This is a genomic window from Stutzerimonas stutzeri (assembly GCF_038561965.1).
Taxonomy (GTDB): Bacteria; Pseudomonadota; Gammaproteobacteria; order Pseudomonadales; family Pseudomonadaceae; genus Stutzerimonas; species Stutzerimonas stutzeri_AA.
This window is the reverse complement of record NZ_CP139348.1, coordinates 2,723,378-2,737,869: the sequence shown is the minus strand read 5'-3', so window position 1 is coordinate 2,737,869 and position 14,492 is coordinate 2,723,378. Positions and strand designations below refer to the sequence as shown.

14 protein-coding genes are annotated in these 14,492 nt (G+C 62.9%); 5 read left to right on the top strand and 9 right to left on the bottom strand.

The annotated features are described in order from the left end of the window. Nucleotide 1: 1 nt before the first annotated feature. Nucleotides 2-961, bottom strand: a complete 960-nt coding sequence (locus SM130_RS12350; protein WP_102825753.1) for a YbgA family protein — start codon at nucleotides 959-961, stop codon at nucleotides 2-4. Nucleotides 962-1,301: 340 nt separating this feature from the next. On the opposite strand from SM130_RS12350, the gene SM130_RS12345 reads away from it, so the two are divergent. Next, a complete protein-coding gene (locus SM130_RS12345) occupies nucleotides 1,302-2,204 on the top strand; it encodes a TIGR01777 family oxidoreductase (protein WP_102825754.1) in 903 nt (300 codons plus the stop codon). A 79-nt stretch (nucleotides 2,205-2,283) separates the two neighbouring features. Next, complete coding sequence (gene hemH, locus SM130_RS12340; protein ID WP_102825755.1) at nucleotides 2,284-3,309, top strand: ferrochelatase; 1,026 nt, start codon at nucleotides 2,284-2,286, stop codon at nucleotides 3,307-3,309. 43 nt (nucleotides 3,310-3,352) lie between these two features. Here the strand turns inward: hemH and SM130_RS12335 are convergent, their stop codons facing one another. From SM130_RS12335 to folE, 7 genes are all read right to left on the bottom strand, one after another. Beyond that, the gene (locus SM130_RS12335) at nucleotides 3,353-6,010 is read right to left on the bottom strand and encodes an EAL domain-containing protein (protein ID WP_102825756.1); all 2,658 of its coding nucleotides are present in this window, start codon (nucleotides 6,008-6,010) and stop codon (nucleotides 3,353-3,355) included. A 165-nt stretch (nucleotides 6,011-6,175) separates the two neighbouring features. After that, nucleotides 6,176-6,616, bottom strand: a complete 441-nt coding sequence (locus SM130_RS12330; protein ID WP_102825757.1) for a PAS domain-containing protein — start codon at nucleotides 6,614-6,616, stop codon at nucleotides 6,176-6,178. Nucleotides 6,617-6,702: 86 nt separating this feature from the next. Then, nucleotides 6,703-7,230 (bottom strand): DUF3833 domain-containing protein, encoded by a 528-nt coding sequence (locus SM130_RS12325; protein ID WP_102825758.1) that lies wholly within the window; start codon nucleotides 7,228-7,230, stop codon nucleotides 6,703-6,705. Then, on the bottom strand, nucleotides 7,227-8,465 hold the full coding sequence (locus tag SM130_RS12320) for an MFS transporter (RefSeq protein ID WP_102825759.1): 1,239 nt from the start codon (nucleotides 8,463-8,465) through the stop codon (nucleotides 7,227-7,229). The genes SM130_RS12325 and SM130_RS12320 overlap by 4 nt, the downstream gene beginning before the upstream one ends. Then, nucleotides 8,462-8,983, bottom strand: a complete 522-nt coding sequence (locus SM130_RS12315) for a chalcone isomerase family protein (protein WP_102825760.1) — start codon at nucleotides 8,981-8,983, stop codon at nucleotides 8,462-8,464. Before SM130_RS12315 ends, SM130_RS12320 begins: the two co-directional genes overlap by 4 nt. Before the next feature lie 7 nt (nucleotides 8,984-8,990). Continuing rightward, nucleotides 8,991-9,362, bottom strand: a complete 372-nt coding sequence (gene folX / locus SM130_RS12310; RefSeq protein WP_102825761.1) for a dihydroneopterin triphosphate 2'-epimerase — start codon at nucleotides 9,360-9,362, stop codon at nucleotides 8,991-8,993. Continuing rightward, nucleotides 9,362-9,919, bottom strand: coding sequence for a GTP cyclohydrolase I FolE (folE, locus tag SM130_RS12305; protein WP_102825762.1), 558 nt, complete (start codon nucleotides 9,917-9,919; stop codon nucleotides 9,362-9,364). The genes folX and folE overlap by 1 nt, the downstream gene beginning before the upstream one ends. Before the next feature lie 213 nt (nucleotides 9,920-10,132). Between folE and SM130_RS12300 the strand changes: the two genes are divergently transcribed. Then, nucleotides 10,133-10,447 carry a hypothetical protein gene (locus SM130_RS12300; protein WP_181019273.1) on the top strand — a complete coding sequence of 105 codons (315 nt, stop codon included), beginning with the start codon at nucleotides 10,133-10,135 and terminating at the stop codon, nucleotides 10,445-10,447. A 5-nt stretch (nucleotides 10,448-10,452) separates the two neighbouring features. On the opposite strand, the gene SM130_RS12295 is transcribed toward SM130_RS12300, so the two are convergent. Continuing rightward, complete coding sequence (locus tag SM130_RS12295; protein ID WP_102825763.1) at nucleotides 10,453-10,893, bottom strand: thiol-disulfide oxidoreductase DCC family protein; 441 nt, start codon at nucleotides 10,891-10,893, stop codon at nucleotides 10,453-10,455. A 93-nt stretch (nucleotides 10,894-10,986) separates the two neighbouring features. On the opposite strand from SM130_RS12295, the gene SM130_RS12290 reads away from it, so the two are divergent. Both SM130_RS12290 and pqqF read left to right on the top strand, forming a co-directional pair. Then, complete coding sequence (locus SM130_RS12290; RefSeq protein WP_102825764.1) at nucleotides 10,987-11,934, top strand: MerR family transcriptional regulator; 948 nt, start codon at nucleotides 10,987-10,989, stop codon at nucleotides 11,932-11,934. A gap of 34 nt (nucleotides 11,935-11,968) precedes the next feature. Then, entirely contained in the window at nucleotides 11,969-14,491 is a 2,523-nt protein-coding gene (gene pqqF / locus SM130_RS12285) for a pyrroloquinoline quinone biosynthesis protein PqqF (RefSeq protein ID WP_102825765.1), read from the top strand. Nucleotide 14,492: the final 1 nt, after the last annotated feature.

Sequence of the window (14,492 nt, the reverse complement as noted above, 5' to 3'; positions counted from 1 at the left end):
GTCAGATTCCGTTGCGCAGGCTGAGGGTTTCCGGGTGCGGCTGCATGTAGGCCTGGCGCGCGATGTATTGGTCGGGATGGCGACGGAAGTGGTGCTTGAGCAGCGTCAGCGGAACCACCAGGGGAATCACCCCGGCGCGGTACTGCTCGATGAGGTGGCGCATTTCGCGACGATCGTCCGAACCCAGTGCGTCTTTCAGATAACCGCTCAGATGCAGCAGCACATTGCAGTGAGTACCGCGGGTGGCCGGCTTCTTCAGCGCCTGCATCATCTGGCTGAAATAGTGCGGGGCGAACTCATCCAGCGAGCGCTCGGCCAGGTTGGCCACCAGCCGACCGAGCACCTTGTATTGCAGCGGGTTGCTGGCCATCAGCTGGTACTTGTAGCGCGAGTGGAAGTCGACAATGGCGCGTCGGGTCAGGCCGGCCTTGAGCAGGCGCTGCCAGTCCGCATAGGCATAGACGCGAGTCAGGAAGTTTTCACGCAGCACGGCATCGTTCAGACGCCCGTCCTCTTCGATCGGCAGATCGGGGCGTGCCTGCATCAGTGCCTGGGCGAAGATGCCGGCGCCACCGCCGGGCAGCGTATGGCCGTTGGCCCCGTACACCTTGACGCGCTCCATGCCGCACGAGGGTGACTTCTGCATCAGGATGTAGCCGCTGATGTCGTGCAACTGCTCGGCGATCTGGCGGCCGTAAGCGGCCAGGGCTTCGGTCACATCCAGTTCGGGGCGCACGGTGCCTACGGCCCTTGGCGCCTCGGTGTCGCCCACCAGGCGGATCGGCTCGCGCGGTGTACCGAGACCGATGGCGACCTCGGGGCATACCGCGACGAACTCGAAGTGCTGCGCCAGGGTTTCGCTGCAAAGCCGCGATTCCTTGTGGCCACCGTTGAAGCGCACCGGATTGCCGAGCAGGCAGGCGCTTATACCTATTCTGGGCGTGGGAAGCGTGGTGTGCATGATAATGACCTCATCTTGTACAAACGGATTTTCTGTACAACTTGTGGCCATCATATTCTTAGCATTGTACAAGTCAATACATCGTGTACAAGAAATGCTATATTCCTGTACAGCTAGCGTGACCGTCACTTCTAAGGGGCTGTTCGCTGCGTATGTGGTTGCCTCTTAGGCCTGCTCGCTAGCTGAGGCGCAGCGCTCGATGATGCCGCGAACGGGCTGTTTGGCTGAGGGTTAGCCAGGGAAAGACCATTCGCACCTGTACGGTCGCGTAGTGTTTGTATAGGTGTATGCTGAAATCACAATCGAACCAGCGCAGCGAAACAGCGCATAGGAGCTCACCATGAACATCTTGCTCACGGGCGGTACCGGGCTAATCGGTCGTGCGTTGTGCCGGCGTTGGCTAGCCGAAGGGCATCGGCTTTGGGTCTGGAGCCGCAGGCCGGAGCAGGTTGCTCAGATTTGCGGGGCGGGCGTGCAGGGTGTCGGCAGCCTGGAACAGCTGGATGCGGTGACCTTCGATGCAGTGATCAACCTGGCCGGCGCACCGATTGCCGACCGGCCCTGGACGAAATCGCGCAAGGCGTTGCTCTGGGAAAGCCGCGTGAAACTGACCGATCAGCTGGTGGCATGGTTGGCCAAGCGTGAGCAGAAACCGGCACTGCTTATCTCCGGTTCTGCGGTGGGCTGGTATGGCGATGGCGGTGAACACCGGTTGACCGAGGCCGACCAGCCGGTCTCCCCCGATTTCGCCAGTCAGCTGTGCAGCGCCTGGGAAGAGCGCGCCATGGAGGCATCGGTATTGGGCATGCGTGTGGTGCTGGTCCGTACCGGGTTGGTCCTGGCAGCTGATGGCGGCTTCCTTAAGCGTCTGTTACCGCTGTTCAAGCTCGGCCTGGGTGGGCGTCTCGGTGACGGACGGCAATGGATGCCATGGGTCCATATCGAGGACCAAATCGCCCTGATTGATTTTCTTCTGCGGCAGCCGACCTCCAGCGGTCCTTACAATGCCTGCGCGCCCGAGCCGGTGCGCAATATCGACTTTACCCGCAGCCTCGGCCGATGCCTGCATCGCCCCGCGGTGTTGCCGGTGCCGGCGGTGGTCCTGAAGCCCATGCTCGGTGAGCTGTCCGGGTTGCTACTGGGCGGCCAGCACGCATTACCGCAGCGGCTGCAGGATGAGGGGTTCAATTTTCGCTTCCGCGACCTGGATTCGGCCTTGGCCGACCTATTGACGCACCCCTGACGGGTGCACCCTGTGTGAAAATAGCGCGCCTGCCGCTTGGGCACGGCGCAACCTTTAAAACAGTAGTCAGGAAAGTTGCATGACAGAGCAGGCGTTGTTGTTGGTCAATCTGGGTTCGCCGGCCTCCACGGAAGTCGCTGATGTACGCCGCTACCTCAACCAGTTTCTGATGGACCCCTATGTCATCGATCTGCCCTGGCCGCTGCGGCGCCTGCTGGTTTCGCTGATTCTGATCAAACGTCCCGAGCAATCCGCCCATGCCTATGCGTCGATCTGGTGGCCCGAGGGCTCTCCGCTGGTCGTGCTGAGCCGACGGCTGCACGAGGCGGTACGGCCGCACTGGACCCAGGGACCGGTGGAATTGGCGATGCGCTACGGCGAGCCGTCCATCGAGACCACGCTGACTCGCCTGGCCGGGCAGGGCATCTCTCGGGTGACGCTGGCGCCGCTCTATCCGCAATTTGCCGACAGCACCACCACGACGGTCATCCAGGAGGCGCGGCGGGTGATTCGCGAGCACGGGCTGAGCCTGCAACTGTCGATCCTGCAGCCGTTCTATGATCAGCCGGAATATCTGCAAGCGCTCGCCACCAGCGCCAAGCCGCATCTGGAGCAGGATTTCGATCACCTGCTGCTGAGTTTTCACGGCCTGCCGGAGCGGCATCTGCACAAGGTCGATCCGACGGGCTCGCATTGCCTCAAGGGTGACGATTGCTGTCAGCGGGCCGAAGGCGATGTACTCGCCAGCTGTTATCGCGCGCAATGCATGCGCACCGCTGCCGGTTTCGCTGCCCAGGCGGGACTGCGGGACGATCAGTGGTCGGTTTCGTTCCAGTCGCGTCTGGGGCGGGCCAAATGGATCGAGCCTTACACCGAAACCCGCCTGGACGAACTGGCTCAGCAAGGCGTGAAGAAATTGCTGGTGATGTGCCCGGCGTTCGTCTCCGACTGCATCGAAACCCTCGAGGAAATCGGTGATCGCGGCCGCGAACAGTTCATCGAAGCCGGCGGCGAAGAACTGCTGCTGGTGCCTTGCCTGAATACCCATGAAGCCTGGGTGCAGGCTTTGGTCCAGCTCTGCAGCCGCGCACCTCTGGAAATCTGAAGGGCAGGGCCGGGGAAGGCGCGCGCGGCGCCACTTCCTCGGATCAGGCCTTGGTCCCTTCGCCCGCTTCGGTGTCGCGAACCAGCTGCTCGAACGCGTCCGCGGCGAGCGGGCGACCGAACAGGTAGCCCTGGTAGCGATGGCAGCCGTTGGCGAGCAATATCGCCCGTTGCGGCTCGCCTTCAACCCCTTCGGCGATGACCTCCAGGCCCAGGCCGGTAGCCAGCGCACAGATCGCGCGAACGATGGTCAGGCTGCTGGCGTCGTCGGGCAGGCGGCGAATGAACGTCTGGTCGATCTTCAACTGATCCAGCGGCAATTGCTGCAGATAGCTCATCGACGAATAGCCGGTACCGAAATCGTCGATGGCGAAACGAATGCCGCGCTCCTTCAGCCGTGTCATGCGCGCGATGGCTTCGGGCATGTTGTCCAGCAGGAGGGTTTCGGTCAGTTCAAGCTTGAGACGAGCCGGGTTGGCACCGCTGCGTTCAAGCAGCTCGAGCACCTTTTCGACGAAATTGTCCTGATAGAGCAGGTGCGCGCTGAGGTTGACCGAAAGACTGAGTTGCGAGAACGCCGGAATATCGGCCCAGTGCGCCAGTTGTGTGCAGGCCTGGGTCAGCACCTGTTGATCGAGCGCGTGGATCAGCCCTGCGTGTTCGGCCTGGCTAATGAACGCAGCGGGGGATAGCAGACCGCGCTGAGGGTGCTGCCAGCGCACCAGGGCTTCGGCACCGACGATGCCGTCGATCTGTTCCAGCTGCGGCTGGAAGTGCAGCACGAATTCCCCGTTCTTGAGCCCTTGGCGGATCTCGCCCTCGAGGCGCAAGCGCTCCTGTACGGCCAGTTGCATGCGCGGATCGAAGAAGCGCAGGGCATTCTTGCCGGAGATCTTCGCCTCATACATCGACATGTCGGCGCGCTTCATCAGCTCGTCGCTGCTGTTGGCCTCCGCGCCGAACAGCACCACGCCGATGCTGGCGCTGCTGTACAGGCCGAGCTCGTTCAGGCGGTATGACCGATCCAGGGAATTGAGCAACTTCATGCCGATGTGCTCCGCCTGGGCCGCGGCGCGGAGTGGGTCGTCACCGAGGTTTTCCAGCATTACCACGAACTCATCGCCACCCAGACGGGCTACTGTGTCGCTGGCGCGCACCTCGCCATGCAGGCGCTCGGCGGCAATGCGCAGTACCTGGTCACCTGTCTGGTGGCCGTGCAGGTCGTTGATGTTCTTGAAATTGTCCAGATCGATGAACATCAGCGCGCCGAGTTGATTGCTTCGTCGGCTGGCAGCCATGGCCTGATGAAGACGGTCGAGCAGCAGACGCCGGTTGGGCAGCCCAGTCAACGGGTCGTAGAAGGCCAGGTTATGGATGCGCTCTTCGGCTGCCTTGCGTTCGGTGATATCGGTAAACGCCGCGACAAAATGGGTGACTTCACCGCGGGGGTTGAGTACTGCGCTGATGGTCAGCCATTCGGGGAAGATCTCGCCGCTTTTACGACGGTTCCAGATTTCGCCTTCCCATACGCCGGTGCCTTCGATGCTCGACCACATCGAGCGATAGAACTCCGGGCCGTGTTTGCCGGACGCGAGCAGGGCTGTGGTTTTGCCGATGGCTTCAGCAGCGCTGTACCCGCTGATGCGGGTGAACGCACGGTTGACCCGGAGGATGCGGTTTTGCGCGTCGGTAATCAGCATGCCCTGCTGCGACTCGAACGCGATGGCAGCGATACGGCGCTCCAGCTCGGTGTTCACTCGGTCGGTGATGTCTCGGCTCAGCCAGACGACTGCGCGCTTCTGTCCTTCCGGCTGCTCCAATGGCAGGGCGCGTCCTTCGAAGACTTTCGGCCCGCCCAATGTCTGCAGGTTGTATTCGATGAGCTGCGGTGCATCGCTGTTGAGTGTTTGCTGAATGAAGTCGAGGAAACGCCGCTCTTCCGACTCAGGCATGACGTCATGTAGCCGGCGACCGAGCAGCTTGCTCGGCTCATCGAACAGCAGGCTCGGTTCCGCGCAGAGGATTTCCAGGTAGCGGCCATCTTCGTCGAGCACCAGAAGCAGGTCGGGTATGGCTTGGGTGATTGCGCGCAACCTTGCTTCGCTGAAGCGCAGGGCTTGCTCGACGCGGTCGCGCTCCAGCAAATCATTCAGAAGGACCCCGAGAATAGCGGTCGCCAAGGGCAGTGCGAGCAACACTGGCAAGGCGATTTCCCTTACCGCGGCGGCGCCCCGTGGGCTCGGCAGAAGCAGCGCGACAATCCCCAGCACGGCAAGGTGCAGCAGCAGCCCGAACCCGAGTAGCTGCCAGAATCCGATGCCGAGCAGACGCTTGCGAAATGCGCAGCGGTAGGTAAGTCCGAGCAGGATCGGCAGCAGGATGTTGGCAAGCCCAGGAACGACGCCCGGCCCACCCATCCACAACCGATAACCTCCGGCCAGCGTTCCTGCGATCCCGGCTACCAGCGGCCCGCCGAACAGACCAGCCATGCTCAGCACCACAGTGCGGGCGTCCAGAATGATTCCCGTCTGACCAACGCTGGTGTTCAGCATGCCGAAAATGCAAGCACTGCCGAACCAGAGCCCGGCGAGCAATTTCGCCGATGCCTGACCACTGCGGTTCCAGCTGCGTGTGGTAAAGGCTAGCAGCCAGCACAACGCGAGCAGCATGACCGCGTTTTCTACAACGGCATTGATGGTCAAGAACGGATCCTAGGGCTCGACTGCCCACAACAGGATTGGCGGGGGTGGCAGCTGGCCAGTATTTCATATCTGGCGCCAGGCGTTAATCGCACTTAGGTAGGGTGCCACGCACGCGATGCGTGTTCCCAGAGAGCCGACCCGCCTGGCGCGAGCCGAGCCCTCAACTCAGCTCTGGGCTAGCTTCGCTTTCAGGTCGCGGATCTCGGCCTCCAGCGCTTCGACACGCTGCAGTGCATCGACCTCGGCGGTGACGTTCTTCTGGATGCCGATGAAGTAGGTCAGCTGATCGGCTTCGTTGAACACCGGGGTGATGGACAGCTCATTCCAGAACGGTGTGCCGTCCTTACGGTAGTTGCGGATGATCTGCCGGCACGGCTGGTTGTTCTTCACTGCCTCGCGGATCGCCTGCAGGCCGGCCTGGTCGCGGTTCTCGCCCTGCAGAAAACGGCAGTCGCGATAAAGAATGTCATCGACCGCATAACCGGTCAGGCGCTCGAAGGCCGGGTTGGCGTAGATCAGGATGTTGTCGTCGCCTTCCTGCTCGGCGACCACGATTCCGTCGTTGGAGGCTTCGATAACCAGTTGCAGCAGCTTGGCGTTGATCATGTCACGACATCCTGAAAGGGCATGCGGCGCATTCTAGAACAACTTGGCCCGATCAGTGACTTGCCGTAGCGCTTGAAGCAATCAGCTCATTCGACGCGCTTGCGGAAGAACAGCGTGACCTGGCCTACCTCAATGCCGAACTTGCTCATGAACGAGCGATTGGCCAGCGTGTTCTCGTCGATGAGGTACATCCAGTCGTCCAGATGCACGTCGTAGACCTTGCCATCCACCGGCAGGCTGAGCACGTAGCCCCAGCGCAGGGCGTTGCCGGCCACTTCGCCTCGCGCTTCGCCGACCACGTCTGCCGCAGTGCCGCGCCAGTGGCCGGGGCTTTGCTCGGTCAGCGTCCAGACGCGTTGTTGGGTGGTGCCGTCGCTGTAGCGGAAGTATTCGTCGAGTATCAACTTGTCGCCATCGAGGCTGCCGTCGATCTCGACATGAAAACGCTTCACTACCTCGCCGGAGCGCTTCTGGAACATACCCCAGGCGTCGACCTTGCCGACGAAGTATTCGCGCAGGTCCAGCTTGGGCTCCTCGTTGCGGTAGTGCTCGACGTCGACGACGGTGCAGCTGAGCAATAGCAGGCAGCAGGCCAGGATCAATGCCTTTTTCATGGTTTCGGTTCTCCGCAGGGAAGGGATGTGAGCAGCCCGGCCGCCAGGAGCTTTAGCAGGCAGGGCAGGCCGGCGTAGACCAGCGCGAGGTTCCAGCCGGCCGGTGTGCCCGGTTGGTAATCGCTTAACGCCAGCAGGGGCAGGGCGAGGCCGGCTATAGCCAGCGCCAGCTTGGCGAGAAAACTCCATAGGCCGAAGTAGGCGGCAGTCGAGTCGCGCTCATCGGCAGGGATGATGTCGGCCAGCAACGCCGGAGGCAGGGCGAGGTCGGCTCCGAGGGCGAGACCTGACATCACGCAGACGCCGGCATAGGCCCAGGCCGAGCCGGGTTCCAGCAGCACTGCCCAGACGAAGGCGGCGCAACCGGTGAGCATGCCGATCCGCCAGCTGCGCCGTTTACCCAGGCGGTCGGCCAGGCGCGTCCAGAACGGCAAGCCAAGGGCACCACTGACGAAGTACAGCGCCAGGAAGAGGCCGGTCAGCTGCGCCAGTTGCAGCCGGTCGGCAATGAAGAACAACGCCAGCGTTGCGGGAATCGCGACCGCCACGGCGTTGATGAAATAGACCCCCGCCAGCCGCCGAAACGCCAGGTTGCGCAACGGCAGTCGCCAGCTCCCGGCAGCGGTACGTGCGGCACGGTATGGCCTTGGCGCAGCCAGCAACAAGACGGCCGCGCCGATACACAGCAGCGCGGCGAATGTGGCGGCGAAGGTCGCCAGCGCCGCGGCCATGCCGTACTGAATCGCCAATACACTGGGCAACACGCTGGCCAGAACCACGCCGACAAGTCCCGCGCCTTCGCGCCAGGCGGCGACTCGCGTGCGGGTGTCCGGCTGATCGGAGAGCCGCGCACCCCAGGCCAGGTAGGTGATATTGACCAGGCTGTGCAGGGTGTAGGTGAGGGCCAGCAACGCACCCAGCCAAAAGGCAAGGCTGAATCTGCCGAGACTGTCCGGCGGTATCAGCAGCGCTGCCATCGCCAGGCTCAGCAGTACGGCCGCGCCGGCCAGCAGGATGGTCCAGCCGCGCGGCGAACGGCGGTCGATGAAGCGGCCGAGCCATGGGTCTTGCACGGTATCCAGCAAGCGGGCGAGAAACAGTACCGTGCCGGTCAGCGCCAGACCCAGCCCGAGGTCCGCCGCGTAAAAGTTCGGCAGCAGCACGTAGATCGGCAGCATGGCCATCGCCAGCGGCAGGCCGAGCACACCATAGGCGGCCAGCGCTGCGTTTTTCACCGTTCGCCCTGCAGGTTGCGCCGCAGCTTCTGGTCGCGGCTGCGCGGGTCGAGCCAGATGGCAAAAAAGGCCTCGGCGAAGGCCGGGTCGGCGACCTCATGTTGCAGGCGATCATTGACGTAGAAGCGGCAGCCGCGACCGGGTAGGAAGACGCCGGTGATGCGCTCGCCGGGTGAGACATTGACAAAGGCCTGCTGCATCTCTGCGCGCCACTGGCGCAAGCGCGCGGAGTCGGTTGCTTCGCCGGAGAGTCGCTGGATTTCTTCGAGGCTGGTGCGCACGAAATCGTCGCGACTGATGGCGCGGTGGTAGGTCAGTTCCAGGGCGAACGGCGCCTGCGCTTGCAGCGGCGCCTGTCCGCTCCATAGCCGCGCGTCATAGATACGGAATCCGAAGAAGCGCAGCTCGCCTTCGCCGACCAGGCGTGCTTCGGGCACGGACTCGCGCCAGTTGGCAGCCGCAAGCATCGGCAGCAGCCATAACAAGCTGATGAAGATACCGTTTCGGCGGCTGGTCATGGCCGGCTCAGCGACTGCCAGCGAGGGTGATCGATACGGAGTCGGCAAAGCGCAGCGCGTGCGGCTTGTCGACTTCCACCTCGGCGTAGGCCACCGCAGGATGAGCCATCACCAGGTCGAGGATTTCCTGAGTCATGCGCTCGAGCAGGGCAAAACGGTTCCGCTCCACATGGCGGATGATCGCCTTGGTAATGGTGCGGTAGTTGAGGGCCTGCTCGATGTCGTTATCACGCACCGCTTCGACAGCGGGGTAGAGAATATTCAGGTTGATCAGCACATCCTGGCGATTGAGGATCTCGTCCTCATTGATGCCTATATAGGTGCGCAGGCGCAGGTCCTTTACGCGGATGCGCGCCATGCCCGGCTCCAGGCGCGACATTACTGCGCCCTCCCGATCAGCTGGAGAAACTCCATCCGGGTGTTGCAGGAACTGCGGAAGGCGCCAAGCATGACTGAGGTATTCATCACCGAGTTCTGCTTCTCCACGCCGCGCATCATCATGCACATGTGCTTGGCTTCGATGACCACCGCGACGCCGGCAGCGCCGGTGACTTCCTGAATGGCTTCGGCGATCTGGCGGGTCAGGTTCTCCTGAATCTGCAGGCGGCGCGCGAACATGTCGACGATCCGCGCGATCTTGGAAAGGCCCAGTACGCGCCCCGTAGGGATATACGCGACATGAGCCTTGCCGATGAAAGGCAGGATGTGGTGTTCACACAACGAGTAAAGCTCGATGTCCTTGACGATCACCATTTCGTCGTTATCCGAGGCGAACAGCGCGCCGTTTACCACTTCCTCAAGGCTGCGGTTGTAGCCCCCGCACAGGTACTGCATCGCCTTTGCAGCGCGCTGCGGAGTATCACGCAGCCCCTCGCGCTCCGGGTTTTCGCCTACTCCGGACAGTATTTCGCGGTAATGGCCAGGCAAATCGTTCATGACGGGTTCCTTTCGTGCGAGTGACGCGGTGTAGGGCTGAGAGCAGGTGCCGCAGCAATGATGCCGGGGTGTGATAAAGCTATACGTAACAATGTAGTTGTACAAGTAGCTGTAGAGGAAATACTCTGCGCTTGCGCCACGGCTTTGGCGACACCGCGATGAGCTGGACGCTGAAGTCGACATCGCTTCCAGAACTTGTATAGGTATCGGAACTTGAACGGCAAACTATCGAGCATTCGCCTGCGCTTCGCGCTTTATCGAGGCAAGGCCGATCGGGTTGAATTGCATGGGCTGCGCTGCTGCGGTTACAGCGCCTGGGTGATCGAGCGCAACGGCAGCCGACGTCAGTTCGCTGAAGGCCAGCGCACGGTCTGGGGCGACCTCGGTAGCTTGAAGCGTGCGCTGCTGGCCTGCGGCGTTTGCGCTGTGTACTGGCGCCAGCCGGTCAGCCATGACGAGATGATCGGGCGTCCAGCCTGTGCCGAGCCCGGATACGGCCTTCTTATCCCGCTGCTCGCCAAAAACTAACGGCGCTATTTTTCGATCCTGCGGGATGGGCTCGAAGCATTCTGCGGCGCGCTGCACTGGTTGGTGCAGCGATTGGCCCCGTCCGGGTGAGGCAGCCACTCCAGATGCGGGCGTAATACGGCGAACAGCTGGTAGCCGAGCAACAGCAGTGGGCGTAGCGGTCGCCAGCCGAGTGGGGCGGCCCAGCGCCCATGACCTGCCAGGCGCCAGCTCCAGTAGGTGGCGTCGACCCCGGTTAGCCAGATTCCGCTGGCGCTGCGTGCATGCAGGCGGCGACGCAGCTGCATGATGTCGCGGTCGAGCCCTTCGCAATCGAAGTCGGCAGCACTGATATCCACCAGCAGCAATCGCGCCGGGTCGGCGTTCCGCTCTAGCCAGCGCACCTCGCGAGCGCACAGCGGGCAGGCACGATCTACGTAAAGCGTCAGTGGCAGCTCCGGCGTCATTTCATCACATCTCGCATTTGTACAACGTTTGTAGAGGGTATGCTGCGAAACGCTGGGTTACAATCTCGGCATTCTTCTCCAGCGAGCCGCCCCATGACCGATTCTTCCGGCGCTTCGACCCTGGCCTCGAGTGCGTTCGAGCAACAGGAGCTATTCCCCATCCGCGAAGTATGCCGCCTGACCGGTGTAAATCCGGTCACCTTGCGGGCCTGGGAGCGCCGCTACGGGCTTATCCGCCCGACGCGCACGGACAGTGGCCATCGGTTGTATTCGATGGCTGATGTGGAAGCGGTTCGCAGCATCCTTTCCTGGACCGAGCGCGGCGTGGCCGTAAGCAAGGTCGGCAATATCCTGGCTCGCAGCGCGGCGACTCGCGAAGCCGAGGAGCCGACCGCAACGGTCAGCGGCGAGTGGAGTGAATGGCAGGGGCAACTGCGCGAAGCGGTGAATGGCTTCGACGAGGTACGCCTGGAACAGCTGTATGGCCAGGTGTTCTCCACCTATCCGCAGGCCGTGGTGTTTCAGGACGTGCTGCTGCCGGTGTGGCAGGAGCTGTTGCTACGGCAGGACGAGTTCGGCGGCACCAGCGAGTGGCTGTTCCTTGATGCCTTCCTGCGCGCGCGCGTACTGCAGCGGCTGCAGCTGTCTCGCATGCCTGCCGGTGAGCGTGTATTGCTCGCCGCCATGCCAGGCCAATGCCGTGAACTGGAACTGTTGGTAGCAGGGCTGATGCTGGGCGGCGACAGTCTTGCCGTCAGTGTGTTGCCTGTCGGCCAGCCTCTGGAAGAATTGGCACTGGTCTGCGACAAGATGAAGCCGCAGGGCCTGGTTCTGTACTCCAACGTCCCCCATGGCGAGGCCCAGCTGCGCCAGCTCAACAAGCTCTCGCTAGGGCTCGATTGCCCGTTGGCGCTGGCCGGCGAGGCGGCCGAGCTTGGGCGTGAAGCCCTGGCCGGTACTCCGATTGCTTGCCTGGGCAGTTCGGGCAAGCTGATGCAGCGCCGGCTGCGGCAGTTTCTTGCCGGCCAGCTGGATACCTGATGCGAACGGCTGTCCGGCAAAGGGAGTGCAATCCATGACGCCAGACAGCGCTGCGGCTGACCTGCTTCCGCTACGCCGGGTACTGCCCAACGGGCTAAGACTTGGCTTTATCCAGCTGCCCGTCGGTAGCAGGGCGGCGGCACTTGTTCGTGTGCACGCCGGGGCGCACGACACGCCTGCCGAATACCCGGGACTCGCACACTTCCTCGAACACCTGCTGTTTCTTGGCAGCCAGGCCTATGCCGCGAACGAAAGCTTGATGCCATTCGTGCAGGGCCGTGCCGGGCAGCTCAATGCTTCGACACGTGAACGCCACACCGACTTTTTCTTTCAGGTATCGACCGATGCCTTCGACGAAGCACTCAAGCGTTTGCTCGACATGCTGGCCCGGCCACTGCTTGACGAAGCAGCGCAGCTGCGGGAACGCGAAGTGTTGCAGGCGGAGTTCCTGGCTCGTGGGCGAGATCGTGAAACCCTGTGCGATGCCGCTATCGGCACGGCACTGACGGCTCCCCATCCGTTTTCCGCCTTCCATGCCGGCAACCGCGACACGCTGGCGGTGGAAACCTCTGATTTCCAGCAGGCACTGAAGGACTATCACCGGCGCTTCTATCACAGCGGCCAAATGGAACTGCTGGTCGCCACGCCTTGCAGCCTCGAACAGCTGCTGGAACTGCTGCAATGCACCGACGAATGCCAGTTGCCCGCCGCGCCTAGTGTAGTGCGGCGGGTTGCGCCCTTGCGCGTCGATGACGGAGCTACGCTGCGACTGAAGGTCGACGGTGCTCCACCTGCCCTGAACCTGGCGTTCGCGCTGGATGGCTTGCCTGAGGAAACCTGCGTAGCGCTGGACGTGCTTGGATCGTGGTTGGCATCGCAGGCAGATGGCAGCCTCGGGGCGGCCGTGCGCGAGGCCGGCTGGTGCGATGCGGTGGCGCTGCGTGTGCCGTATTGGCATGACGGCCAGGGCGTGGTCGTCCTCGAGATGCAGCTGACCAAGCAGGGCATGGTGGATCGTGCGCAACTCGGCGCGGCTGTTCGCAGCTGGCTGCAGTTCATGACGGCACAGGCGCCCTGGCCCGAGCTATGGGACGAATATGTGCAGATCCGCCAGCGTGGGCTGCGGGGCAAGGAGCCGCTGGCGCTGTTGCGTTACTGGGTCGATCCGTCTGCCTGGGCGCCGTCGATCGATGCGAAACGCGTCCGGCAAGCGCTGCAGGCGCTAGGCACGCAGCTCGATGGAGCCAAGCCGATCGTGCTGACCGTGGATGGCCTGGGCTGCAATAAAGGAAAGCGCATCGAAGCGGCACGTGTCGGCTTTGCACTGGACCTGGTTTCCGAGCCACTGCCAGCGCTGCATCGCCACGCTTGGCAGTGGCGACTGCCTGAGCGCAATCCGTGGCTAAGCGAGCGCCTGCACCCGCAGCTTGCCCCGGTGGTCGCACCGAGTCTGTGCTGGCTTGAACACACCGATAATGCCGGTCAGGGCGCGCTTTATGTTCGCTGGCGCTTCTCTTCGGGACAGCCGCCAGCGGGGCTCTGGTATGTGTTGCATGCAACTCTGCGCATGCACGTGCCTGCTGCCGCGCAGGCGGGCGTCGAACTGCGCTTCGAAGATTATGGGCGCAGCTGGTGCCTGATGCTTTTTGGTCATGCTGAAGCACTGCCGCTGATTCTTCGCGACTTGCTCGGCGTTCTGAGGGCGCCGGCGACCGCCGCGTTCGACGAGGGGCGCCGCTTGCACAGCGAGGCGGCAACATCTGGCGCGGACGAGATGCTGATAAGGCAGATGCTTCGTCGTATACCGCTGCTGCTCAGTCCGGCTTTGCTCGCCGATGGCGCAACGCTGGACCCGCAAGCGCTCGCCCGGGCGTGGCAACGTTCGAACTGGGATGCGCTCGCAATCGGACTGCCTGCGCACTTGAGTGGGCCGCTGCAGACGATTCTGGCCGACATGCCCGGACAGGCGGAGCCCGGTGTCAAGCAACAGCACGCAAGCGCGCCGCGCTATCGGTGGTCACGCTTTGGGGAACCAGGCGTCGAAACGGCGCTGGTGCTGTTCTGTCCGCTTCCGGTTCGCACGGCTGCTGTCGAGGCCGCCTGGCGCCTGCTGGCAAAGCTGATGGAAGGTGCGTTCTTTCGTCGGCTGCGCAGCGAACTGCAGCTCGGTTATGCAGTGTTCTGCGGTTTTCGGCAGTTTGGCGACCAGGCAGGGATCGTCTTCGCCGTGCAGTCTCCTTGCGCATCGGCAGACGCGATCCTTGAACATATCGAATCGTTTTTGGCGACCTTTGCTGGCGGGCTCGATGTTTCCGAGGCTCTGAATATAGGCGCACTCGAACGTCCGAACGATGATCTGCGTAGCCGCGCTGAATCTGTCTGGCAGGCACGTCTCGCGGGTTTCGATGTCGACCACCCGGCTGCGGTAGTCGCCGCGTCCGCAGCGCTCGGAGTGCGAGACATCCTTGCGCAGCTACAGGCGCTGCGGGCCGCTGAAGGTGGTTGGCAGGTTGTCGCCAACGCCGATGCGCCAGACGCTCGCTGGCAAAACGGCTGAC

Excerpts from the sequence above, each read along its gene's own strand:
- SM130_RS12350 (WP_102825753.1), bottom strand. The coding sequence starts at position 961 with ATGCACACCACGCTTCCCACGCCCAGAATAGGTATAAGCGCCTGCCTG.
- SM130_RS12345 (WP_102825754.1), top strand. The coding sequence starts at position 1,302 with ATGAACATCTTGCTCACGGGCGGTACCGGGCTAATCGGTCGTGCGTTG.
- hemH (WP_102825755.1), top strand. The coding sequence starts at position 2,284 with ATGACAGAGCAGGCGTTGTTGTTGGTCAATCTGGGTTCGCCGGCCTCC.
- SM130_RS12330 (WP_102825757.1), bottom strand. The coding sequence starts at position 6,616 with ATGATCAACGCCAAGCTGCTGCAACTGGTTATCGAAGCCTCCAACGAC.
- SM130_RS12325 (WP_102825758.1), bottom strand. The coding sequence starts at position 7,230 with ATGAAAAAGGCATTGATCCTGGCCTGCTGCCTGCTATTGCTCAGCTGC.
- SM130_RS12315 (WP_102825760.1), bottom strand. The coding sequence starts at position 8,983 with ATGACCAGCCGCCGAAACGGTATCTTCATCAGCTTGTTATGGCTGCTG.
- folX (WP_102825761.1), bottom strand. The coding sequence starts at position 9,362 with ATGTCGCGCCTGGAGCCGGGCATGGCGCGCATCCGCGTAAAGGACCTG.
- folE (WP_102825762.1), bottom strand. The coding sequence starts at position 9,919 with ATGAACGATTTGCCTGGCCATTACCGCGAAATACTGTCCGGAGTAGGC.
- SM130_RS12295 (WP_102825763.1), bottom strand. The coding sequence starts at position 10,893 with ATGACGCCGGAGCTGCCACTGACGCTTTACGTAGATCGTGCCTGCCCG.
- SM130_RS12290 (WP_102825764.1), top strand. The coding sequence starts at position 10,987 with ATGACCGATTCTTCCGGCGCTTCGACCCTGGCCTCGAGTGCGTTCGAG.
- pqqF (WP_102825765.1), top strand. The coding sequence starts at position 11,969 with ATGACGCCAGACAGCGCTGCGGCTGACCTGCTTCCGCTACGCCGGGTA.